15 protein-coding genes are annotated in these 22,727 nt (G+C 71.5%); 6 read left to right on the forward strand and 9 right to left on the reverse strand.

The features are described 5' to 3' along the window. Positions 1 to 78: 78 nt before the first annotated feature. On the reverse strand, positions 79 to 2,061 hold the full coding sequence (locus ABTY61_RS09175; RefSeq protein WP_350504316.1) for an RICIN domain-containing protein: 1,983 nt from the start codon (positions 2,059 to 2,061) through the stop codon (positions 79 to 81). 143 nt (positions 2,062 to 2,204) lie between these two features. Further along, on the reverse strand, positions 2,205 to 2,654 hold the full coding sequence (locus tag ABTY61_RS09180; protein WP_350504317.1) for an ATP-binding protein: 450 nt from the start codon (positions 2,652 to 2,654) through the stop codon (positions 2,205 to 2,207). 162 nt (positions 2,655 to 2,816) lie between these two features. Here ABTY61_RS09180 and ABTY61_RS09185 point away from each other — a divergent pair, with 162 nt between their 5' ends. From ABTY61_RS09185 to ABTY61_RS09195, 3 genes are all read left to right on the forward strand, one after another. Next, positions 2,817 to 3,623 (forward strand): helix-turn-helix domain-containing protein, encoded by an 807-nt coding sequence (locus tag ABTY61_RS09185; RefSeq protein ID WP_350504318.1) that lies wholly within the window; start codon positions 2,817 to 2,819, stop codon positions 3,621 to 3,623. Beyond that, a complete protein-coding gene (locus tag ABTY61_RS09190; RefSeq protein ID WP_350504319.1) occupies positions 3,620 to 3,820 on the forward strand; it encodes a DUF397 domain-containing protein in 201 nt (66 codons plus the stop codon). The genes ABTY61_RS09185 and ABTY61_RS09190 overlap by 4 nt, the downstream gene beginning before the upstream one ends. A 211-nt stretch (positions 3,821 to 4,031) precedes the next feature. After that, a complete protein-coding gene (locus tag ABTY61_RS09195; RefSeq protein ID WP_350504320.1) occupies positions 4,032 to 4,868 on the forward strand; it encodes a hypothetical protein in 837 nt (278 codons plus the stop codon). A gap of 269 nt (positions 4,869 to 5,137) precedes the next feature. Here the strand turns inward: ABTY61_RS09195 and ABTY61_RS09200 are convergent, their stop codons facing one another. The 4 genes from ABTY61_RS09200 to ABTY61_RS09215 form a co-directional block, all read right to left on the reverse strand. Further along, positions 5,138 to 5,695: an ATP-binding protein gene (locus ABTY61_RS09200; protein ID WP_350504321.1), complete on the reverse strand. Its 558-nt coding sequence runs from the start codon at positions 5,693 to 5,695 to the stop codon at positions 5,138 to 5,140. A gap of 149 nt (positions 5,696 to 5,844) precedes the next feature. Beyond that, positions 5,845 to 7,068, reverse strand: a complete 1,224-nt coding sequence (locus ABTY61_RS09205; RefSeq protein ID WP_350504322.1) for a L,D-transpeptidase — start codon at positions 7,066 to 7,068, stop codon at positions 5,845 to 5,847. Positions 7,069 to 7,231: 163 nt separating this feature from the next. Then, positions 7,232 to 8,494 (reverse strand): L,D-transpeptidase, encoded by a 1,263-nt coding sequence (locus tag ABTY61_RS09210; RefSeq protein WP_350504323.1) that lies wholly within the window; start codon positions 8,492 to 8,494, stop codon positions 7,232 to 7,234. A 158-nt stretch (positions 8,495 to 8,652) separates the two neighbouring features. Beyond that, the gene (locus ABTY61_RS09215) at positions 8,653 to 9,879 is read right to left on the reverse strand and encodes a L,D-transpeptidase (protein WP_350504324.1); all 1,227 of its coding nucleotides are present in this window, start codon (positions 9,877 to 9,879) and stop codon (positions 8,653 to 8,655) included. Positions 9,880 to 10,357: 478 nt separating this feature from the next. On the opposite strand from ABTY61_RS09215, the gene glgX reads away from it, so the two are divergent. Then, positions 10,358 to 12,559 carry a glycogen debranching protein GlgX gene (glgX, locus tag ABTY61_RS09220; protein ID WP_350504325.1) on the forward strand — a complete coding sequence of 734 codons (2,202 nt, stop codon included), beginning with the start codon at positions 10,358 to 10,360 and terminating at the stop codon, positions 12,557 to 12,559. A 14-nt stretch (positions 12,560 to 12,573) separates the two neighbouring features. On the opposite strand, the gene ABTY61_RS09225 is transcribed toward glgX, so the two are convergent. After that, entirely contained in the window at positions 12,574 to 14,007 is a 1,434-nt protein-coding gene (locus tag ABTY61_RS09225; protein WP_350504326.1) for a family 2B encapsulin nanocompartment shell protein, read from the reverse strand. 233 nt (positions 14,008 to 14,240) lie between these two features. Here ABTY61_RS09225 and ABTY61_RS09230 point away from each other — a divergent pair, with 233 nt between their 5' ends. Both ABTY61_RS09230 and ABTY61_RS09235 read left to right on the forward strand, forming a co-directional pair. Further along, positions 14,241 to 16,073 carry an ABC transporter ATP-binding protein gene (locus ABTY61_RS09230; protein ID WP_350504327.1) on the forward strand — a complete coding sequence of 611 codons (1,833 nt, stop codon included), beginning with the start codon at positions 14,241 to 14,243 and terminating at the stop codon, positions 16,071 to 16,073. Next, on the forward strand, positions 16,070 to 17,926 hold the full coding sequence (locus tag ABTY61_RS09235) for an ABC transporter ATP-binding protein (RefSeq protein WP_350504328.1): 1,857 nt from the start codon (positions 16,070 to 16,072) through the stop codon (positions 17,924 to 17,926). Before ABTY61_RS09230 ends, ABTY61_RS09235 begins: the two co-directional genes overlap by 4 nt. 109 nt (positions 17,927 to 18,035) lie before the next feature. On the opposite strand, the gene ABTY61_RS09240 is transcribed toward ABTY61_RS09235, so the two are convergent. Further along, positions 18,036 to 18,935: a hypothetical protein gene (locus ABTY61_RS09240; RefSeq protein ID WP_350504329.1), complete on the reverse strand. Its 900-nt coding sequence runs from the start codon at positions 18,933 to 18,935 to the stop codon at positions 18,036 to 18,038. An 88-nt stretch (positions 18,936 to 19,023) separates the two neighbouring features. Beyond that, positions 19,024 to 21,702: an alpha-glucan family phosphorylase gene (glgP, locus tag ABTY61_RS09245; RefSeq protein WP_350504330.1), complete on the reverse strand. Its 2,679-nt coding sequence runs from the start codon at positions 21,700 to 21,702 to the stop codon at positions 19,024 to 19,026. Positions 21,703 to 22,727 lie beyond the last annotated feature (1,025 nt).

Here is a 22,727-nt window from a genome sequence, read left to right on the forward strand (position 1 = left end):
CCCGACGCGCGCCCGCCCCCGCGCGGGGCGGGCGGGGGCGCGCCCCCCCCCCCCCCCCCCCGCCGCGGCAGCGAGCGATCAGAGGAGCTGGAAGGTCCACTCCTGCTGCCAGCCCGACTTGCAGGTCCACACGCCGAGCTGCTTGAAGTCGGCGTCGTGGGCGAGACAGTTGTCGTCGTCGATCTGGACCCGGTACTTCCCGCCGCCGAGGCTCACGAACTGCCACTTCTGGTTGGGGGTGTCACCCCAGGCCTGCTGCTCGGCGACATAGGTATCGGGGTTCTCGGTGAGGTTGTACCCGAGGTCGTTGACGATCCGGTAGCGGTCCCCGCCCAGCGGCTTGATCGTCCAGCGGGACCCCTTGTACCCCAGGACCCCGGCCACGATCGGCGAACCCCAGCTGGCGGTCTCGGTGGGGGCCGACGCGCCCAGCCCGTTGGCGAGCTTCAGGAACAGCGGCCGCTCGGTCGGGACGCCGGCGCCACCACCACCACCACCACCACCACCACCGGTGCCACCGCCACCGCCACCGCCACCACCGGTGCCGGGATCGGGCTTGGTCCCGCCGCCGGAGTAGCCCTCCAGCACCCACTCCTGCTGCCAGCCCGACTTGCAGGTCCACACGCCGAGCTGCTTGAAGTCGGCGTCGTGGGCGAGGCAGTCGTCCCCGGAGATCCGGATCTGGTACTTGCCGTTGCCGACCGGGACGAGCTGCCACTTCTGCTGGGAGGAGTTGCTCCACGGCTGGAGCTCGGCCATGTAGTTGCTGTTCTCGGTGAGTTCCAGCCCGTACGAGCTGGTGATCCGGTAGCGGCCGTCGCCCACCGAGGTGATCTTCCACTTGGACTCGGTGCCACCCCGGATGCCGGGGACGACCGACGCGCCGGCCGAACCGCTGACCGGAACGGCGCCCAGCCCGTTGTCGAGCTTGAGGGTCACGTCAGCGCCGTTGGCGGGCGGGGTCGGCGTGGTGGTCGGCGGGGTGCCGCCCCAGGCCCAGTTCTGGTTGGGCGCGTCCCGCCGGTCCTCGGAGCCGCAGCCCCAGGCCACCACCGGGCTGCCGTTGCCGGTCTGGCCGCTGTAGTCGTCGATGCAGACGTCCTTGGAGCGGTCCTCCTGGTCCACCAGGTGCCGGAAGCCGCCGCTGGCCGACATGTTCCAGCGCTGCCCGGGGTTGTCCAGGCAGTCCCAGACCTGGAGCTTGTTCCCAGGCGTGGTGTTGTTGCCCGGCAGGTCCAGGCACTTGCCGTTGGCCGCCTGGAGCCGGTACCCGTTGTAGGTCCACTTCTGCGCGTCGCCGCCGTTGCACTCCCACATCTGCACGGGGGTGCCGTTCGCGGTGCCGTTGCCGCTGACGTCCAGGCAGGCGTGGTAGCCGGGGCGGCTGGAGTCGGGGGTCAGGCTGCCGGTCCTGGTGCCGTAGCCGGACCGCCCGGGGAAGTGGATGCTGCGCACGTCACCGTCGCACTTGTAGGGCCGCGCGGTGCCCGACCGGCACGTCCACGACTCCTTCTTGACGCTGTCGCCGTCGTTGCCCATGAACGCCCAGTTCATGAACCCGCCGTCGGTTCGGTTACGGAAGGTCGAATCGCCCTGGAAGACCCAGATCCGGAACACGTCGTAGCCGGAGGGCTCCTTCTTGTCCTTGTCCATGAAGTGATTGAGCTTGTACGTGGTGTCGAGCAGCACCCCGTGCATGTCGGCCTTGTACTCGCCCTTGAACCACTCGGTGTCGTACAGGTCGGTGCCCACCGTCTTGTACACCATCACGTTGAACCCCGGGAACGTCTGGCTCAACTTCGTCGCGGTGCTCTGGGTGAACTCCGCATTGTCCAGCTTGTTGTTGTTCGCGGCGTCACGCATGCCCCGGATCATGTCGAAGGCCGAATTGATCAGCGCCGTCATGCAGTTGCCGCCACCCACGGAGGCCGGGGTACCACAGGTCGTGTCCACGGGGGGCGCCGCCGACGCCGTCGGGGCCTGAACGGCCAGGCCGCCGACCACGGCGACTGCGGCGACCCCGCAGGCCAGGGCGCGTTTCAGGCGGGACAGGGGTTCCACGTCAAAACCATCCTTCTTCTCGGTAAAGCTGGATGGTAGGGCCGGAAATACCGCTGCAGCGCCACCGTTGACGATATCCATACGTCCCGAACGAAAAGGCCCGGCGCTTTTTTACGCACCACCCCTGAAGTATCGGACGGTTATCACGAATTGATATCTACTGCAGCGGGCCAGGCGGGCGAGGGGAGGGCCAATTCAAACCACACGGATTTGCCGATCCAGCCCTCACCGCGCGGGTGGGCGCCCCAGGAGGCGGCGAGGGCGGCGACGAGTTCGAGACCCCGGCCGGACTCCTCGTCGGGAGCGGCGTGGCGGGGGACGGGCAGGGCGGGGCTCGCGTCGGAAACCTCGACGCGGAGGAGGGTGGGGGTGGAGAGGAGCAGGCGGACGCCGATCAGACGGTCGCGCGGGCCCCGGGCGTGATGGCAGGCGTTGGTGACGAGCTCGCTGAGGAGAAGTAGGGCGATCTCTGCGGACTCGACGTCGATCTGCCACTCGAAGGCCTGCCGGAGAAGCCGGATCCGGGCGCGGCTCGCACTTCGGGGGTGGCGGGGGAGCATCCACTCGACGACGTCGACGGGCTGAGTGTTCATCAAAATCCTTGAGGGGGAGGCAAGGAGGGCTTCACTCACAAGAACGAGTTCGGCCATTTCACTCTTCAAGGGTCGGCAGGCGGGCATAGCCTCAGGAGTAACGCCGCTGGTACAGCGAGAGCTTGACCGCCCTGTGACCAGGGCAGGGAGGGGCACGGGGCCGTGAGCACGCCGAAGCAGAACCCGATGTCGTGGAAGTACTGCGGCGATCAGCTCAAGCGGTGGCGTGAAAAGGCGGGCGTGACCCGGGAGCAGTTGAGCCAGGCGGCGAACTACGACATCGAGAGCGTGCGGTCGATGGAGGCGGGCAGGCGGAAGCCGTCGCTCAAGTTGCTGCACGTGGCGGATGAGCTGTGCGGCGCGAAGGGCATGATCGTGGGCGCGGCTGACTTCCTGGCGCCCGAGAAGTTTCCGTCCTTCTCGCAGGACTTCATGAAGTACGAGCCCGACGCGACCGTCTTGAGCTCATACGAGAACCAACTCATCCCTGGCCTGCTTCAGACCGAGGCCACCGCCCGCGCTCTGCTGAACGCGCACTGGCCACCACTGGACGACGACACCGTGGAGGAGCGTGTCTCAGCCCGCTTGGCTCGGCAGCTGATCCTCGGCAAGCAGACCAAGTCGTTCAGCTTCCTCATCGACGAGTTCGCCCTCCTACGCCGGTTCGGCACCGCTTCGGAACACAAGGAGCAGTTGGAGCATCTTCTTGACGCCAGCAAGCCGAGACACATCGACATCCAGGTAGTGCCGGCCACATGTCTTCATCCAGGCGTCAACGGCGCATTCGTTCTGCTGGAGACTGGCGATCACGAGCGCTTTGCCTATGAGGAGGGACAGTCCATGGGCTTCCTGTACGCCGAACCGGAGAAGGTAAATCTGCTGTGGCAGCGCCATGCGATGATCCTCCGGCAGGCCCTCAGCCCCGAGGAGTCGGCTCGTTTCATCGACAAGTTGACGGAGGAGCTATGAGCACCAACGTGATCTGGGTGAAGTCCAGTTACAGCGGGACCGAGGGTGGCAACTGCGTCGAGGTCGCCTCCTGCCCGTCCGCGATCCACGTCCGGGACTCCAAGGACAAGGCCGGCCCGAGCCTCACCTTCTCCCCCTCCGCCTGGTCCGCGTTCGTCTCGTTCGCCTCCGAAGCTCAAGCGGCACCGGCCGAGTGACCTTCTAGTCGAACGGGTGGGTAACCACCTTCCAACCACCCCTGCACGCAGCAGATATGACTTATCGTCACGACTTCGCCACAGCCGGTCCCCCCGTGTAGCGTGCGCAGCAACGAAACAACCCCCGACCGGTGCTAGGAACACCGAGCGGGGGTCTGACCACCCCGATCGAAAGTGACTCGATCCTGTGGCTACCCACGACTCTACCGCCATGGCCGCGCCCGGATACGGCAAGCAGTCCGCTCCGGAGCAACTCCCCCGCTCCGCTGCCGACTTCTCCCACCTCCCGGCGCGCGAGGCGTACCTCGCCTCGCTCATCGACCACCTCCCCGACGGCGCCGCCATGGACGTCAAGACCCTCGCCGCGTACCAGCCCCACTACGGGCAGATGGCCTGCCGCACGGTGCTCAACAACCTCTCCACCGCAGGTCACCTGCGTCGTGTCCGCGAGCGCCTCGAATCCAGGAACTGCCGCTGGGTGTTCCGCACCTACTTCTCCCGGACGCCCCGCTCCGACGCCTGGTGGAACCGTTTCCTCATGACCGGCGAGGCGTCAACGTCCGGAGCACCCGATCCCCCGAGGGAGCGAACGCTCAACCGCACGCCCCCCGCTTCGGCCGCCTACGCGGCCCTCTCCGGCCTCGGCCTCGCCGACGCCCGCCTCGCGCTCTCCGCCGCCGACTGCACCGCCCTGGAGCCGCTCGCGGCCGAGTGGCTGGCCCGGGGCGCCACCCCGGCCCTCTTCACCGCCGCGCTCACCGCAGGCCTGCCGCCGGACGGCGTCCACAGCCCGGCGGCCTTCACCCGCCGCCGCCTGCTCGACAAGATGCCCCCGGAACGGCCCCTCCCGGGGCCTCCCACCGCCCGCATCGTCGAGTGCACCGACTGCCGCACGCCCTGCCGCACGCCCGCCCTCCTCGGCGGCCTCTGCCGTGCCTGCCGTGGGACTCCCCAGGCCGCACCGCCCCTCCGGCGCCTCTCCCCGGCCATCGTCCGGGCGCACGCCGCACGAGCCCGCCAAGCGATGATCACATCGCCGAGATCGTGAATATTCACAGGCCATGCCGTGAACCTATGCAAAATCCAAAGGTGAACTAGGTTACAAACCTTGCAATCCAAGACGGCCGGTTTGCCCACATGCTGAGATCCGTGCAATAGTCAAGACATCAAGACTTCGGCGGGCCCGACCTGGCACTGCCGACGCCCATCGCGCGACACGCACCCCCTTGGCCGCGCGATGACCTGCACGGGCCCCCACCGCCGACCACGGCGAATCCGGGGGCCCTGCGCGTTTCCCGGGCCCGGGAGCCCGCCGCCTCAGCCCCGCTCGCGGACCCTCAGCTCGAACCAGACGCCCTTGCCCCGCGGCAGCAGGTCCGCACCCCACCGGTCGGCCAGGTCGTCGACGATCTTCAACCCCCGGCCTCGCTCGTTCACCGGCCGGGGCTCGGCCAGGATCATGCAGGGCAGCGCCCTCGACGAATCCCGGACCTCGATCCGCAGCCACCCGGGCTTGCGGCTGACGTGCAGTCCGATGGTGCGCCCGGCGGCGTGCCGGACGGCGTTGGAGACCAGCTCACTGGTCAGCAGTTCGCCCGCCTCCAGGTGCTGGTGGAGCTCCCAGGACTCCAGGACGTTCAGGACCAGCCGACGGGCCACCGGGCCCGACTCCGGCCGGGACGGCAGCCGCACCTCGTTGGGCGCGGACTGGTCGCACAGTCTGCCGGAGTACATCTCCTGCAACTCCTGGGAGCTGAGCCGCTCCAGCGCCGACAGCGCACCCTGGACGTCGATCCACGACGCCTCCGCGACCCTGCCGGCCGCGGGAACCGATGACTGATCTGCTTCGCCCCAACCCGCCATGCGGTCCATCATTGCGGAACGCAAGCGGCCGCGTACGGACAATGAACAAACGATCTCCCCCGAGTCGGCATATGCCCGGAGCAAGCCTGCGCCCGGAAAGCGTCAACCCGGGCCGACCGAAGTCAAGCCCGGGTTGACAGCGAACCGCCCCTACCAGGCGGTTACCACTGGCTCCACGGCAGGTTCCAGCCGCTCAGCCCGTTCGCCGGGTCGAGCGTCTCCTTCTTGATGGAGTTCTTCACGATCACGACGTCGCCGACCAGCGTGCCCGCGTAGAACTTGCCCATCGTGGTGGAGTCCCCGCCGCCCTTGACGTCCTTGAGGCCGACGCAGCCGTGGCTGACGTTGTCCTCGCCGAAGCTGTTGCTCCACCAGTTGCCGTGCACGTAGGTGCCCGAGGTGGTCAGCCGCATCGAGTGCGGCACCTGGAGGTCGTAGGGCGCGCCGGTCATGCCGGGCATGGTGCTGGACTGCATCCGCACCGTGCCCTCCTTGGACATGACCACCATCGTGCCGTTCCAGGTGGGGTGTTCGTCCGAGCCGGAGGTGATGTCGATGTCGGTGTTCTGGCCGCTGGTGGCCACCGTCATCTTGTGCGCGGCGGCGTCAACCGTCGAAACCTGCGATCGCCCGATCGTGAAGGGCTCGTCCCGGTCCGTGCCGTACACCCCGGGGGCGATCTCCACGCTCTTGAGGCGGTAGTGCACCGTCACCTTGGTGCCCGGCTTCCAGTACTGCTCCGGACGGAAGTCCAGCCGGCGGTCGTCGAACCAGTGGCCCTTGACCACGGTGCCGTCGCTGGCCTCGAAGCTGATGCCCTTGGTGACCGCGTCCTTGTTCTTCACGTCCTTGCTGAAGTCCACCGAGACGATCATGCCGACGCCGTAGGTGGCGTCGTTGTCCACGTTGTCCGAGGCCTTGGCGAGCGCCTCCGGGGTCAGCGTGGTGAAGCTGCTGTCCGCCTCGGCGACCGCGCCGTTGGCGTCCGCCGCCATCGCGCTGACCTGGTAGGCGGTGCCCACCGAGAGCCCCGCGGACGGGGTCCAGCTGGAGCCGTCCGCGGCGATCGTGCCGGGGACCTCCTTGCCGGTCTTGTCACTCACCTTGACGGTGGTCAGCTTGCCGCCCGTCGCACCGATCTTGAGCGCGCCCGGGGCGACGTCCACCGAGCCGTTCTTCGGCTCGATGCTCACCGCGGCCGTGGACACCTTCGGCGCCGAACTGCCGCTGGGCGCCGCGGACACGGAAGCGCCCGCACCGGCCCCCAGATCGGCCTTGGCGGCACCGCTCCCGCTGCCACCCCCGCTGCCACCGCTGCACGCGGCGGTCAACGTCATCGCCCCGCCGATCAGACCGACGGCCACCACCCTGCGTATCGACCTCAACGCCGATTCCCTCCCTTGCTCCCCGCGGTCACGACGGACCCGACCCATAGATGTGCCGAGCCATCGAAAAGGTTGCGCCATTCGAGGGGCTTTCTGCCCCGAAAACCGAGCGGCCCGACCACCCCAACGGGTGAGTCCGGGCCGCTCGTACAGAACTCCGGGCCTACCAGTTGGCCCAGGTGATGTTCCAGCCGCCCAGCCCGTTGGAGGGCGAGACGGTCTTCTCCTTGCTGTTCACGACCTTCACCACGTCGCCGACCATCGAGTCGTTGTAGAACTTGCCGGCCACCGAGGAGTCGCTGCCGCCCTGCAGGTCCGCCATCGAGATGCAGCCGTGGCTGCCGTTGAGGTTGCCGAAGGGCATGCCCTTGTACCAGTAGTTGCCGTGCACGAAGGTGCCCGTGGTGGTCAGCCGCATCGCGTGCGGCACGTCCGGGATGTTGTACTCGCCGCCCAGACCGACAGTGCGCGAGTCCATGTGGGTGACCTTCTCCTTGGACATCACCACCATGGTCCCGTTCCAGGACGGCGTCGCGTCCGCGCCCATGGTGACCGGCAGGACGGTGCTCTTGCCGTCCCGCTCGACCGTCATCTTGTGGGTCTTGGCGTCGGCGGTCGAGATCATCGACCGGCCGATGGTGAACGGCTCGTCCTTGTCCACGTCGCCGTAGACGCCCGGTGCGACCTCGACGCTCTTCAGCCGGTACTTGACGGTCACCTTGGTGCCGGGCTTCCAGTACTGCTCCGGGCGGAAGTCGACCCGGCGGCTGTCGAACCAGTGGCCCTTGACCACGGTGCCGTCACTGGCCTCGACGGTGATGCCCTTCAGCACCGCGTCCTTGTTCTTCACGTCCTTGCTGAAGTCCACCGAAACGATCATGCCGACGCCGTAGGTGGCACCGTCGGCGATGTTGTCGTTGGTGGAGACCTTCTTCTCCGGCGTCAGCGTGGTGAACGAGGTGGTCGACGCGGCCACCAGCCCGGCGTCGTCCTTCGCCTGCGCGTTCACCTTGTACGTCATGCCGACGGCGAGCGCCGCAGCGGGCTTCCAGCCCGCGCCGTCCGGGGTGATCGTGCCCTGGACCGGCTTGCCGTTCTTGTCGGTCACCTCGACCGCGGTCAGCTTGCCCTTGGAGACGGACACCTGCAACGCGTTCGGCGCGACGTCCTGGGCGCCGTCCTTCGGCTCGACCGCCAGCACGGCCACCGAGGCCTTCGGCGCGGTGTCGCCACCGCCCGGGGCGGCCGTCCCGTTCACGTCCGCCGACGCCGGCGCCGTCGTCGACGCCGCCGCGTCAGCCGAGCTGCCGCCCTTGTCGTCGTTGCACGCCGCGGTGAGCATCAGCACCCCACCCATGACCAGCGCCATCGCACCCCTGCGCCCGCCGGTGCGTATCGCGGCGCCGACCGTCTTCCCCGTCTTCACGAAATCTCCCCTCGCGGTACTCACTCACTTGACGCGACGGGCGTCCCCAAGAGTTGCACCGGGTCCCGACCTTTCGGGGGCGGCCCCGATGCGCCGGAGCAGGATAGCCGGGCCGTTCGGGTGCAGCCCCGGGGGGAGGCGGTCCGCGGGGGAGGTGCCTACCGCAGCGCGCTCCCGGCCACCCACTGCTCCCACGGCACGTTCCAGCCGTTCAGCCCGTTCGACGGCGGCACGAAGTCCCCGGCCGAGGCCCGCACCTCCAGCACGTCCCCCGGGACGGTGTGCTCGAACAGCCACCCCGCCGGGGTGTCCTTGCCCGCGCCGCCCTTGGTATCGGCCAGGCCGATGCAGCCGTGGCTGGTGTTGGCGGTGCCGAACACCCCCGGGTCGGCCCAGTAGTTGCCGTGCAGGAAGGTGCCCGAGGTGGTCAGCCGCATCGCGTGCGGGACGTCCTTGATGTCGTACTCGTCGCCCATCCCGACGGTCTGCGAGTTCATCCGGGTCAGCTTGTACTTCTCCGACACCACCATCACCCCCCGGTAGGTGGAGTGGTCGGGACTGCCCCCGGAGACCTTGAGCACCCGCACCACCTTGCCGCCCGGCCCGGAGCGGACCGTCAGGGTGTGCGCGTCCAGGTCCACGGTGGACACCTGCGCCCGGCCCACGGTGAAGTGCAGGTCCCGGTTCTGGCTCCCGAACTCCCCCGGCGCGCCCTGCACGTCCTTGAGCCGCAGCGCCACCGTCACCTTGGTGCCGGCCGCCCAGTACTGCTGGGGGCGGACGTCCAGCCGCTGGTTGCCGAACCAGTGCGCGGCCACCGGCACCGGCGGATCCGCGGTCACCCGCACGGCCCGCTCCACCGCCGCCCGGTCACCGATCGGACGGCTGAACCGCAACGAGACCGGCATCCCCACCCCCACCGTGGCCCCGTCCTCCGGGGTGAAGAACGCCACGAAGGTGTGCGCCCTGGCCACCGTGGAGAACTCCGAGTGCTGGGCCGCCCGCTGCCCCTGGTCGTCCTCCGCGACCGAGTCCAGCGTGAAAGCCGTCCCCAACGGCAACGGCCCGTCCGGCGACCACGAAACACCGTCCGCCCCGATCGCCCCCGGCAGCTCCACCCCCTTCGCATCCGCCAACCGGACCGAAACCAAGCGCCCCTGACCGACACTCACCCGCACCGGCCCCTCCGGCGGCACGTCCTGCGCCCCGTCCGCCGGCAACGCCGCCAGCACCGCCCGCGACGGCGGCGGAGGCGGCGTACGCACCCCACCCCCCACCGCGTCCCCCGCCGGCGCCCCCGCCGACCCCCCACACCCACTGACCACGGCCAGACAGCACACCCCCGCCGCCACCCGCCGCGCCCACACCCCAACTCGGCGCCGCATCCCGGGGCCTCCCACTGTTCACGTCCGACGCCGGAACCAACGAGCCCCCTCCCACCCGAGACACGCCGAACACCTCGGAATCCCCCCACCCGCCCCAACCAACGCACACCACCCCGCACCCAGCACCCACCCGCACCCACCCACCCACCCTCACCAACCCCCACCCCACCCCTCACCCGCCCCAGGCGAGAGGGACGCGCTGCGGGAGGGGGCGGTGGAGGGGGTGGCTGCGGAGAGGGGCGTGACGGGTGATTTTCAGACCGCCAACGGCGAGTACCCCCACCCCACAGGGTCGGCGGTCGGAAAATCATCCAGCCCCCGGAGCGGCCACCCCCGGAACCGCCCCCGGAGCCACCCACCCTCCCGAAAGCCCACCCCCACACCCCAGCCCCGCGCAGCGGCCTGCTTCCCCGTCCCACATTCCGGGAAAGAAAAGGTGAACGGGGCCCGGGACCCCCCGTTCAGGGAGGGTACGACCATGGCCTCACGTCAGGAGCCGGAAGCCGAGGCACGACCGGGCAGCTGGCAGCCCCTGGGCGCCCGCTTCCGGACGGACCCCCGAGGCAGCAGGAACGGCACAGGAACAAACTTCGCCCTCTGGGCCCCCGGCGCCGAAGCCGTCGACCTGTGCCTGTTCGACGAGGACGGAAGCGAGCACCGCCACCGCCTCACCGAACAGGACCTCCAGGTCTGGCACGGCTTCCTCCCCGGCGTCCGCCCCGGCGCCCGCTACGGCTTCCGGGTGCACGGCCGCTGGGACCCGTGGACGGGCGCCCGCTGGAACCCCGCGAAGCTGCTGCTGGACCCGTACGCCCGCGCCGTCGACGGCTGTTACACCTCCCACGACGCGGCCTGCTCCGCCGTCCGCAACTGGCCGGAGGCCGACGTCGCCGACACCGTCCGCGACAACCGCGACTCCGCCCCGTACGTGCCCAGATCCGTGGTCGTCCACGATGACGACGACTGGTACGACGACCACCGCCCGAAGACCCCCTGGGCCGAGACGGTCCTCTACGAACTCCACGTCCGCGGCTTCACCATGCGCCACCCCGACGTCCCCCCGCACCTGCGCGGCACCTACGCGGGCCTGGCCCACCCCGCCGCGATCGCCCACCTCACCCGCCTCGGGGTGACGGCCGTCGAGCTGCTGCCGGTGCACCAGTACGCCAGCGAGGACCACCTCCAGGCCCGCGGCCTGGTCAACTACTGGGGCTACAACACGGTCGGCTACTTCGCCCCGCACGCCGGCTACTCGGCCTCGGGCTCCCGCGGCGGCCAGGTCGGCGAGTTCAAGCGGATGGTCCGCGCCCTGCACGCCGCCGGCATCGAGGTGATCCTGGACGTGGTGTTCAACCACACCGCCGAGGGCGCCGAGCTCGGCCCGGCACTCTCCCTGCGCGGCATCGACAACGCCGCCTACTACCGCCTGGCCCCGCACCGCCCGCGCGGCTACGCCGACTACACCGGCTGCGGCAACACCCTGGACACCCGCCACCCGCAGGTGATCCGGCTGATCACCGACTCGCTGCGCTACTGGGTCTCCGAGATGGGCGTGGACGGCTTCCGCTTCGACCTCGCGGCCGCCCTGGCCCGCGGCGGATCCAACGGCACGGACGCCGTAGACATGGACCACCCGTTCCTCGCCGCGGTCTCCCAGGACCCCCTGCTCAGCCGGGTGAAACTGATCGCCGAGCCGTGGGACGTCGGCCCGGGCGGCTACCAGGTCGGCGGCTTCCCCCCGCTGTGGGCCGAGTGGAACGACAAGTACCGCGACACCGTACGGGACTTCTGGCGCGGCGCCCGCCCGGACGTGCGCGAGCTCGGCTACCGGCTGACCGGTTCCTCGGACCTCTACCAGCGCGGCGGCCGCCGCCCGTACGCCTCGGTCAACTACGTGACGGCGCACGACGGTTTCACCCTGCGCGACCTGGTGTCCTACGACCGCAAGCACAACGAGGCCAACGGCGAGGCGAACCGGGACGGCACGGACGACAACCGCTCCTGGAACCACGGCACCGAGGGCGAGACCACCGACCCGGAGGTGAACGCCCTACGGCTGCGCCAACTCCGCAACCTGACGGCCACCTTGCTGCTCTCCGCGGGCGTCCCGATGATCACCGCCGGGGACGAGCTGGGCCGCACGCAGGGCGGCAACAACAACGCCTACTGCCAGGACAGCGAGGTCAGTTGGCTGGACTGGTCGCTGCTGGACGACCCGCGCTGGCGGGGGCTGTGCGAACTGACCGCCCGGCTGGTCCGGCTGCGCCGGGCCCATCCGGTGCTGCGCCGACGGGCGTTCTTCTCCGGCCGGGCCGTCGTCCCCGGCGGTCAGCCGGACCTCGCCTGGTTCACCCCGCTCGGCAAGGAGATGACCGAGGCGGACTGGTTCGGCCCCACGGCCTGCCTCGGCATGCTGCTGTCCGGCACCGCGATGTCCGAACGCGACGACGCCGGGCTCCCGTTGGCCGACGACAGCTTCCTGCTGCTGCTCAACTCGGGCCACGAGCCCGTGCTGTTCACCCTGCCGGGCGAGCCCTGGGCCGAGCCGGAGGCCGCGTACGCGACGGTGCTGGACACGGCCGCCGAGGCCGCGGGCGAGCCGTACCCGCGCGGCACGGTGGTGCTGGGCGGACGCTCGCTGCAACTGCTGCGCGCGCCCGCCCCCGCCCCCGCCCCCTGAATCAACCGCGAGGGTCAGCCACGGGCGCGCCCGACCTCGACGTTCTCCAGGACGCCGAGCGCGTCCGGCACCAGCACCGCCGCCGAGTAGTAGGCGCTGACCAGGTAGGACGAGACCGCCTGCTCGTTGATCCCCATGAAGCGGACGTTCAGGCCCGGCTCGACCTCGTCCGGGATGCCGACCTGGGTGAGGCCGACCACGCCCTGGTTGTCCTCGCCGACCCGCATCGCGATGAAGGAGGTGGTCTGGTCGTCCGCCACCGGGATCTTTCCGCAGCTGAAGATCGGCACCCCGCGCCAGACCGGCCGCTGCTTGCCGAGGACGTCGACCGTGCCCGGGTAGACGCCGCGCTTGTTGCACTCCCGCTCGAAGGCGGCGATGGCCCGCGGGTGGGCGAACAGGTAGTCGGTGTCGCGGCGCATGGCGAGCAGCTCGTCCAGGTCGTCCGGGGTGGGCGCGCCGGAGCGGGTCTGGATCCGCTGGTCGAAGTCGGCGTTGCTGAGCAGGCCGAACTCCGGGTTGTTGATGAGCTCGTGCTCCTGCCGCTCACGCAGCGCCTCGATGGTCAGCCGCAACTGCTCCTCGGTCTGGTTCATCGGCTGGTTGTAGAGGTCGGCGACCCGGGTGTGGACCTTGAGGACGGTCTGCGCGACGCTCAGCTCGAACTCGCGCGGCTCCAGCTCGTAGTCCACGAAGGCGCCGGGCAGGTCGTACTCGCCCTGGTGGCCGGCCGAGAGGTCGATCTGCGCCTCGCCGTGGGCGTTCTGCGCCTGGGCGGCGTCGGCGGCGAAGCCCAGCAGCTGCTCGCGCAGCGGCGCGGAACGGTCGATCAGGTCCTGGAGCCCGGCCGCGTCCAGCGCCATGGCGACGCCGGCGGTGGCGGCCCGCACGGTGTACGGCCAGTTGCCGCCGGGCTCGGTGATCACCTCGTCGCCGACGTGGTCGCCGTCCGCGAGGGTGCCGAGCACGGTCTCCTCGCCGTACTTGCCGGTACCGATCCGGTCGACCTTGCCGTGGGCGATCAGGAACACCTCGGCGATCGGCGTCCCCTCCTGCACCAGGACGTCACCCGGCCCGAAGTCCCGCTGCACGAAGCGGCGGGCCAGCTCGGCCAGCACCGCCTCGTCCTCGAATCCGCGCAGCGCCGGCACCTCGGTCAGCGAGGGCGCGATCACCGTCACCGTGGAACCGGTCTTGGCGAACGCCACCCGGCCCCGCCCGGTGGCGTAGCTGAGGCGACGGTTGACCCGGTACGTACCCGCGCTGACCTGCACCCAGGGCAGCATCTTGAGCAGCCAGCGGGAGGTGATCTCCTGCATCTGCGGCTTCGACTTGGTGGTCGTCGCCAGGTTGCGGGCGGCGGTGGTGCTGAGGCTGAGCTGGGCCCTCACCCGCACGGTTGCGGAGCCGGGGCCGGGGCCGGGGGTGGGCTCGGTGTCGACCGTCATGTCCACACTCCTGTCACTCGCTTGTCAATGAGCATCCGTCAGGAGATGTAATCGGCCGTTCGGCAGGCGCCCGCAAGAGGCGCGCGGCGCACTCCTCCCTGCACGAACGGCATTGCGCGCCCCGCGGCGAACCCGCACCCCGCCCTTGCGGGTGGCCGGTTCTCGGCGGCCGTCGCCGACAGGGGCGAAAAACCGGATGAGAAATGACGGGCTCTCCGCCTACCCTCACCGCGATGGCCGAGAACAGACAAGACTCCGACCGCACGACCGGGCGCCGCCGCTCCACGGTCCGCTCGCTGCTGCGCCTGTGGCCCTACGCCCGGGCCGTCCGCGGCCGGCTCGTGCTCTCGGTGACGGCCGCCACGCTCGCCATGATGAGCACCCTGGCCGTCCCGGTGGTGCTCGGCCGGATCGTCGACGGCCCGCTCGCCGACCACGACCTCCACGCCCTGTGGCCGCCGGTCGGCCTGCTGCTGCTCCTCGGACTGGTCGAGTCCGCACTGTTCTACACCCGCCGGGTGGTCCTGTCCCGCCCGCTGGGCCGACTTGAGGCGGCCATGCGCGCCGACCTCTACGCCAAGCTCCAGCGGCTGCCGGTCTCCTTCCACGACCGCTGGGGCTCCGGCCAGATGCTCTCCCGGGCCACCACCGACATGAACGCCATGCGGCTCTTCCTGGCCTTCCCGCTGGTGTTCCTGGTCGTCAACTCGGTGACGTTCCTGGCCGGCACGGTGCTGATGTTCGCCCAGGACTGGCGGCTCGCCCTGATCGTCCTGCTGCCCGCCGCGCCGCTGCTGGTGCTCACCCGGCGCTTCGAGTCCGGTTACTCGGTCACCGCCCGGCTCGCCCAGGACCAGAACGGCGACCTCGCCACCGTGGTCGAGGAGTCGGTGCTCGGCATCCGCATCCTCAAGGCCTTCGGCCGGCACCGCTCGATGGCCGAGCACTTCCGCGAACAGTCCCACCGGCTGCGCCGCACCGAACTGCGCAAGGCCCACCAGCTCGCCAACCTGTGGGCGGTGATCGTCGGCCTGCCGGAGATCGCCCTGGGCTGCGCCCTGGCCGTCGGCGCCTACCTGGTCGCCCACGACGAGCTGAGCGCCGGCACCCTGGTCGCCTTCCTCTCCACCGCGCTCGCCCTGCGCTGGCCGGTCGAGTCGCTCGGCTGGCTGCTCGCCTACGCCAACGAGGCCGCCACCGCCACCGACCGGTTCTTCGAGGTCATCGACGAGCCCGAACCCGCCGACCCGGCCCCCGCCGGGGCGCCCCGAGAAGCGTCCGCCGGCCCGGACGGCATCCGCTTCACCGGCGTCCGCTTCCGCTACCCCGACGCCCCCGACGGCACCCCCGACCTGCTGGCCGGCATCGACCTGCACGTCCGCAGCGGCGAGACGATGGCCCTGGTCGGCGCCACCGGCAGCGGCAAGACCACGCTCACCGCACTGCTCCCCCGGCTGTACGAGGCCACCGGCGGCCGGATCACCCTGGACGGCCGGGACATCGCCGAACTGCCCCGGGAGGAGCTGCGCGCCCTCGTCGCGGTCGCCTTCGAGGAGCCCACCCTGTTCTCCGCCACCGTCCGGGAGAACGTCCTGATGGGCGCCCCCGGCGCGGACGACCGGCAGCTGGCCTCCGCCCTCGCCACCGCCCAGGCCGGCTTCGTCGAGAAGCTCCCGGCCGGGGTGGAGACCGAGGTCGGCGAGCAGGGCCTGAGCCTGTCCGGCGGCCAGCGCCAGCGCCTCGCCCTGGCCCGCGCCGTGGTCGGCGACCCGCCCTTCCTGGTCCTGGACGACCCGCTCTCCGCCCTCGACGTGCACACCGAGGCACTGGTCGAGCGGGCGCTGCGCGAGGTGCTCGGCACCACCACCGCCCTGGTGGTCGCCCACCGCCCCAGCACGGTGCTGCTCGCCGACCGGGTCGCGGTGCTCGCGGACGGCCGGATCGAGGCCGTCGGCACCCACCAGGAGCTGCTCCGGGACTGCCCCCGCTACCGCGAACTGATGTCGGGCGAGGCCGCCCCGGTGCCCGACGGCCGCTTCGTCCTCGAGGAGGGGCCCGCCCGATGACCACCACCGTCGAGCCCGCCGCGGCCGACCCCGCCGCCTCCGGCGCCTCCGGCGAGGAGGAGCTGCCCCCGCCCCCGGCGGACGAGGAGGACATCCCCGTCCCGCCCGGCGCGCCGCGGGCGCTGCTGCGCTCGCTGCTCGGCCCGCACCGGGCCCGGATCGCCGTCGCTATGGTGGTGATCCTGGTCCAGCAGGCCGCCCTGCAGTCCGGCCCGCTGCTGGTCGCGGTGGCGATGGACCGCGGCATCCCGGCGCTGCGCGCCCACGACTCCGGGCCGCTGGTCGCGGTGGTCGCCGGCTACCTCTGCTGCGCCCTGCTCAGCCCGGTGCTGCAGTGGGCGTTCATCAAGATCAGCGCCCGGGTGAACCAGGACGTCCTGCTGGACCTGCGCGGCCGGATCTTCCGGCACGCCCAGCGGCTCAGCCTGGACTTCCACGAGCGCTACACCTCGGGCCGGATCATCTCCCGGGCCACCAGCGACATCGACGCGCTGCGCGAACTGCTCTCCGAGGGCCTCCAGGAGCTGCTGACGGTCTTCCTGTCGGTCTGCTACATCTCGGTGCTGCTGCTGGTGCTGGACTGGCGGCTGGGCCTGGCCTCGCTGACGGCCTTCCTGCCGCTGGCCCTGATCGCCCACTCCTTCCGCACCCGCTCGCGCCGGGTCTACCGCCGCTCGCGGACGGCCGCCGCCTCGATGATCGTGCGCTTCACCGAGACCATGAACGGCATCCGCCCGGTGCAGGCCTTCCGCCGCGAGAAGGCCAACGACGCCGCCTTCTCGGTGGTCAACCGGCAGGCCTCGACGGCCAACGCGGAGGGCTTCCTGGAGCTCGCCCGGTACGTCGGCCTCTCCCGCGCCACCGCCAACGTCTGGTTCACCGGCATCGTGCTGCTGGGCGCCTACCTGGTCGCCGACGACGCGCTGGAGCTGGGCGTGCTGACCGCCTTCGCGCTCTACCTGCGCCGCCTGTTCGACCCGATCGACCAGCTGGCGATGTTCCTGAACAGCTACCAGGCCGCCGCCGCGGCCCTGGAGAAGATCGCCGGCCTGCTCGCCCACGAGCCGACCGTCGCCGAGCCGGCCGAGCCGGTGGAGCTGCCCCGGGCCGCCTCCGAGGGCCGTGAGGTCTCGTTCGAACGGACCCGCTTCGCCTACCGCACCGGCAAGGAGGTGCTGCCGCCCTTCGACCTGCTGATCCCGGCCGGGCAGACGGTCGCGGTGGTCGGTGCGACCGGCGCCGGCAAGTCGACGGTCGCCAAGCTGCTGGCCCGCTTCTACGACCCGACCGAGGGCCGGATCCGGCTGGACGGCGTGGACCTGCGCGACCTCGCCACCCCGGAGCTGCGGCGCGGGGTGGTGATGGTGACCCAGGAGGCCTTCCTGTTCTCCGGCACCGTCGCCGAGAACATCGCGATCGGCCGCCCCGGCGCCACCCGCGCCGAGGTCGAGCGGGCCGCCCGGGACATCGGCGCGTACGAGTTCATCGCCGCGCTCCCGGACGGCTTCGACACCGACGTGCGCAAGCGCGGCGGCCGGATCTCCGCCGGACAGCGCCAGTTGGTCGCCTTCGCCCGCGCCCTGCTGGCCGACCCGGCCGTGCTGATCCTGGACGAGGCGACCAGCTCCCTGGACGTGCCCGGCGAGCAGGCCGTGCAGCGGGCCATGCGGACGGTGCTGGCCGGCCGCACGGCGGTGATCATCGCGCACCGGCTGTCCACCGTGGAGATCGCCGACCGGGTGCTGGTGATGGACCAGGGCCGGATCGTCGAGGACGGCTCCCCGCGGGATCTGATCGACGGTGCGGGCCGTTTCGCCACCCTGCATCGTGCCTGGCGGGACAGCCTGGTGTAAGAAAGGGCCTGGCCGAAGGGCCGCACAGTTGTGCCCGTCCGGGTGCGCCGTCACGCACCCGGGCGGGCCTCTCCCGTTTTCCGGGCCCCTTCCGCCCTCCGGGCCGGGGTCAGTTCACGGTCACCGCGTAGTCGGTGTGCCAGTCCGGCGAGGGGCAGTCCTCCACCGCGGCCACCACGTCGAGCGTGCCGCCCGGCAACACCTGCCCGGCGACGGCCGAGGAGTCGATCACCACGGCCGGATCGATGAAGACCGCGTCGTGGTACCGCGGCCCGCTCGGGTAGTGGCAGGTCAGGGTGCGCGGCCCGGTGGCGGTGCAGTTGTACGGGGGCGTGCCGGTCAGCGTGGTGTGCTCGGGCACGGTGATCGCCAGGTCGACCGGGTGGCGCGAGTACGAGGGCCCCGCGTTGTACACCCACAGCGGCAGGTCGATGGTCGCCCCGGGGGCGCCGGTGAGGTCGCCGGGCTGCGGGACGGGGTGCCCGGCCTGCCAGGCCGAGGAGGCGCCGACCATGAAGTGGGCCCTGGTGTCCGCGGTGGTGAGGCTGTACGGGGTGGTGTGGCCGGACTGGTCCGGGTCGCCCGGGTAGAAGGCCTGGACGTCGCCGCTGACGGTGAGGAAGGACTCGGTGATCGGCGCGACGTACAGCGCCAGCCGCTCGACCGCGCTCGCCCCGGGCGCCAGCCCGGCCGGGATCCTGTAGGAGCTGCCGGTGCCGAAGTAGGTCAGGGCGACGGCCGGATCGGCCGACTGCACCACGCCCGGCGAGGGGAAGTGCACCACCACCAGGGTGTCGTCGGTGGTGGTGGCCGGGCCCCGGTTGGTGACCTTCACCTCCAGGGTCCCGGTCTCGCCCGGGACCACCGGGTCCTGCGGCGGGCAGACCTCCAGCGACAGCCGCGCGGTCGCCGGCGGCGCCGCGAGGGGGGCGCTGGCGGCCTGGGCCGGCCAGGCCACGAGGAGGACGGAGAGCGCGGCCAGGGCGGCGGCGCGCAGGGTTCGCATCATGACCTTCACGCTCCCCCCGCCCACCACCCGGGGCAAGCGGATGACTGCCGTCCGTAGCAACGGCGGACGGCAGCCACCCGTTCCGGGCTCAGCGCAGCAGCCCGGCGTCCATCCCGGTCGACTCGGCCGGCAGGGCGACCAGCCCCGGTTCGGCCGGCGAGGCCAGCCGGGAGTGCGCGGGCAGCGCCCGCACGGTGTAGCCGAACGGGCCGGTGCGGTCGAGCTCCAGCGCGCCCTCGTAGCGGGTGCGGCCGTCCAGGTCCGGTCCGCCGACCGGCTTGAGGGCGAGCACCGCGGCGTCCGAGATGCCGTCCGTCTCGTCGACCCGGCCGGAGACCACCTGCACCTCGACGTCGCCCGGCTCCAGCACGCCGAGCGCGACCTGGACCCGCAGCGCCAGCGAGCTGCCCAGCTCCTGCGCCTCGGCCGGGCAGTCCGCCTCGACGTGCTCGACCCGCACCCCCGGCCAGCCGTCCCGGACCTTGGCCTTCCAGCCGGCCAGCTCCCGGGCGGCCGCGTGGTCACCGGCCGCCAGCTCCCGCTGGGCCAGTGCCGCCGGGGCGTACAGCCGCTCCACGTACTCGCGGACCATCCGCCCGGCCAGCACCTTGGGCCCGAGGGTGACCAGGGTGTGCCGGACCATGGCGATCCAGCGGTGCGGCAGCCCGTCGTCGCCCCGGTCGTAGAACCGGCCGGCGACCTGTTCCTCGATCAGGTCGTACAGCGCGGCGGCCTCGATGTCGTCGCGCCGCTCGGCCTCGCCGCTCTCCGGGTCGAGCACGCCGGCGCTCTCGTCGGCGGTGGGGATCGCCCAGCCGTTCTGGCCGTCGTACCACTCGTCCCACCAGCCGTCCAGGACGGACAGGTTGAGGCAGCCGTTGAGCGCGGCCTTCATCCCGGAGGTGCCGCAGGCCTCCAGCGGGCGCAGCGGGTTGTTCAGCCAGACGTCGCAGCCCGGGTAGAGGTGCCGGGCCATCGCCATGTCGTAGTCCGGCAGGAAGACGATCCGGTGGCGCACCGTCGGGTCGTCGGCGAAGGCGACCATCTGCTGGATCAGCCGCTTGCCGCCGTCGTCGGCCGGGTGGGCCTTGCCGGCGACCACGATCTGCACCGGCCGGGTGGGGTGCAGCAGCAGGGCGCGCAGCCGCGCCGGGTCGCGCAGCATCAGGGTGAGCCGCTTGTACGAGGGCACCCGGCGGGCGAAGCCGATGGTGAGCACGTCGGGGTCGAGCACCGAGGAGACCCAGCCGAGCTCGGCCTCGCCGGCCCCGCGCTGGCGCCAGGAGGCGCGCAGCCGACGGCGGGCCTCGTCCACCAGTTGGGCGCGCAGGCTGCGGCGCAGGTCCCAGATCTCGGTGTTGCCGATCCGCTCCAGGCCGGTCCAGCGCTGGGTCTCGCCGGTGGTCATCGCCTCCTCGGCGCGTTCGGCGCCGATCTCGGCGGCGCCCAGGCGCACCACGGCCGGGTCGATCCAGGTGGCGGCGTGCACCCCGTTGGTGATCGAGGTGATCGGCACCTCGGCGGGGTCGAAGCCGGGCCAGAGGCCGTTGAACATGGAGCGGCTGACCTCGCCGTGCAGGGTGGAGACCCCGTTGGCCCGCTGGGCGAGCCGCAGGCCCATGGCGGCCATGTTGAAGAGCTTCGGGTCCCCGCCGGGCCAGGTCTCGGCGCCGAGCGCGAGCACCGGCTCGACCGGGACGCCGGGCAGGGCGGCGTCGCCGCTGAAGTGGCGGGCGACCAGCTCGCGGTCGAAGCGGTCGATGCCGGCCGGGACGGGCGTGTGGGTGGTGAACAGGGTGCCGGCCCGGACGGACTCCAGGGCGGCGGCGAAGTCCAGCCCGGCGGCGCCCTCGGCGGCCCCTTCGGTGACCAGTTCGCGGATCCGCTCGACGCCGAGGAAGCCGGCGTGGCCCTCGTTGGTGTGGAAGACCTCGGGGGCGGGGTGCCCGGTGAGCCGGCAGTAGGCGCGCACGGCCCGGACGCCGCCGATGCCGAGCAGCATCTCCTGGAGCAGCCGGTGCTCGCTGCCGCCGCCGTAGAGCCGGTCGGTGACGTCGCGCTCGGCGGGCGAGTTGGCCTCGATGTCGGAGTCGAGCAGCAGCAGCGGTACCCGCCCGACCTGGGCCTTCCAGATGTGCGCGGCGAGGGTGCGGCCGCCGGGCAGGGCGAGGTCGACCCGGGTGGGGGCGCCGTCGGCCTCCCGGAGCAGGCTGACGGCCAGTTCGTCCGGGTCCAGCAGGGGGTAGCGCTCCTGCTGCCAGCCGTCCCGGTCGAGGGACTGCCGGAAGTAGCCGTGCCGGTAGAACAGCCCCACGCCGATGATCGGGACGCCGAGGTCGCTGGCGGCCTTGAGGTGGTCGCCGGCCAGGATGCCGAGGCCGCCGGAGTACTGGGGCAGCGCGGCGGCGATGCCGTACTCGGGCGAGAAGTAGGCGACGGCGGCGGGCGGCGGGGTGGCCCCGCCGTCCGGCCGGCCCTGGTACCAGCGCGGGCCGGTGAGGTACTCGCGCAGGTCGTCGGCGAGGTCGCCGAGTCTGCGCAGGAACCGCCGGTCGGCGGCGAGCGCGGCGAGCCGGGCGGCCGGGACCTCCCCGAGCAGCCGCACCGGGTCCTCGCCGGTCGCGGCCCAGACCTCCGGGTCCACGGACCGGAAGAGGTCCCTGGTCTCGGGGTGCCAGGACCAGCGCAGGTTGAGGGCCAGCTCGTGCAACGGCTGGAGTTGTTCGGGCAGGACGGTGCGGACGGTGAATCTGCGGATTGCCTTCACAGCGGTGAAGCGTAGCCTCGTCGCTCGGTCTGACTACGGGTCAAGTGGACTATTGGGCATCCGTTCGGCCTATTGATGAGATCGCATTCGGCGCATTGGTCTGCACGGGGGGCGCGCGAGGCGCACATTTCCGGGCGCCGCGCTACCAATGCGTGAACTCTGCGGAACAGATCCATTTCCGGCCGATCTCCGACTCCGGACAAAACCCGAAAGTACTGTCGTACCGCTGCGAAAACCTTGTCCCCGGTGCGAGGATGGCCGAAGGTCGTTGATGCTGCGGGGACAACGACGACGGGTGGCCGTCCCCCGTGGAGCAGCACGTCCGAATCCTTTTCGCGTTGATCGTTCCCCTTCTCCCTTAGCCCGTTCGGCGCTCACCGCGCACCGGCGCGTGTCCTCGCGCACGGTCGGCTCGTTCACGGGTCGACCGACCCGTCCGGGGGCGCGCCCCCGGAGGCGTGCGCCGGAACGCACACCGGTTCCGGGGCGCCCCGCCACCGGTTCGGCGGGCGCCGGGCAGGTTGCCGGGGACAGCGGCGCGGGCAGGCTCCGGTCGCACGTCCACCCCACCCAGCAGTCCTCCCGGTACTCCCCCCGGCCCGCCCCCGGCCCGCGGGAGCTGCCGCTGATCTCGGGCAGGAGTTTGGCATGCACGGCGACACGCGGGACCAGTCCACACCGGTGGCGGACACCGTCGACGCAGCGGTCGCGGAATCCGCCGGACGGATGGATTCTGACACTCGGACAGACCCGGCGATGCCGTCGCCCCGACTGTCCGGCGGCGTCCGTACCGAATCCTCCGCAGCACAGCCCTCCGCAGCGTCCCCACAACCCGGGGACGAGGAGGGCCCGACGGCGGCACCGCGCAGGCGCACCACCACCACGCGCCGCAGCACCGCCACCGCGAAGGCCGGCTCCGGGACCACCCCCGCGGAGCCGTCGGCAACCGCCCCGAAGGCACCCGCGCGCAAGGCCCCCGCCCGCAAGACCGCCGCCAAGACCGCCGCCAAGCCCTCCGCCCGCAA

Source organism: Kitasatospora sp. NPDC096128 (assembly GCF_040303105.1).
Taxonomy (GTDB): Bacteria; Actinomycetota; Actinomycetes; order Streptomycetales; family Streptomycetaceae; genus Kitasatospora.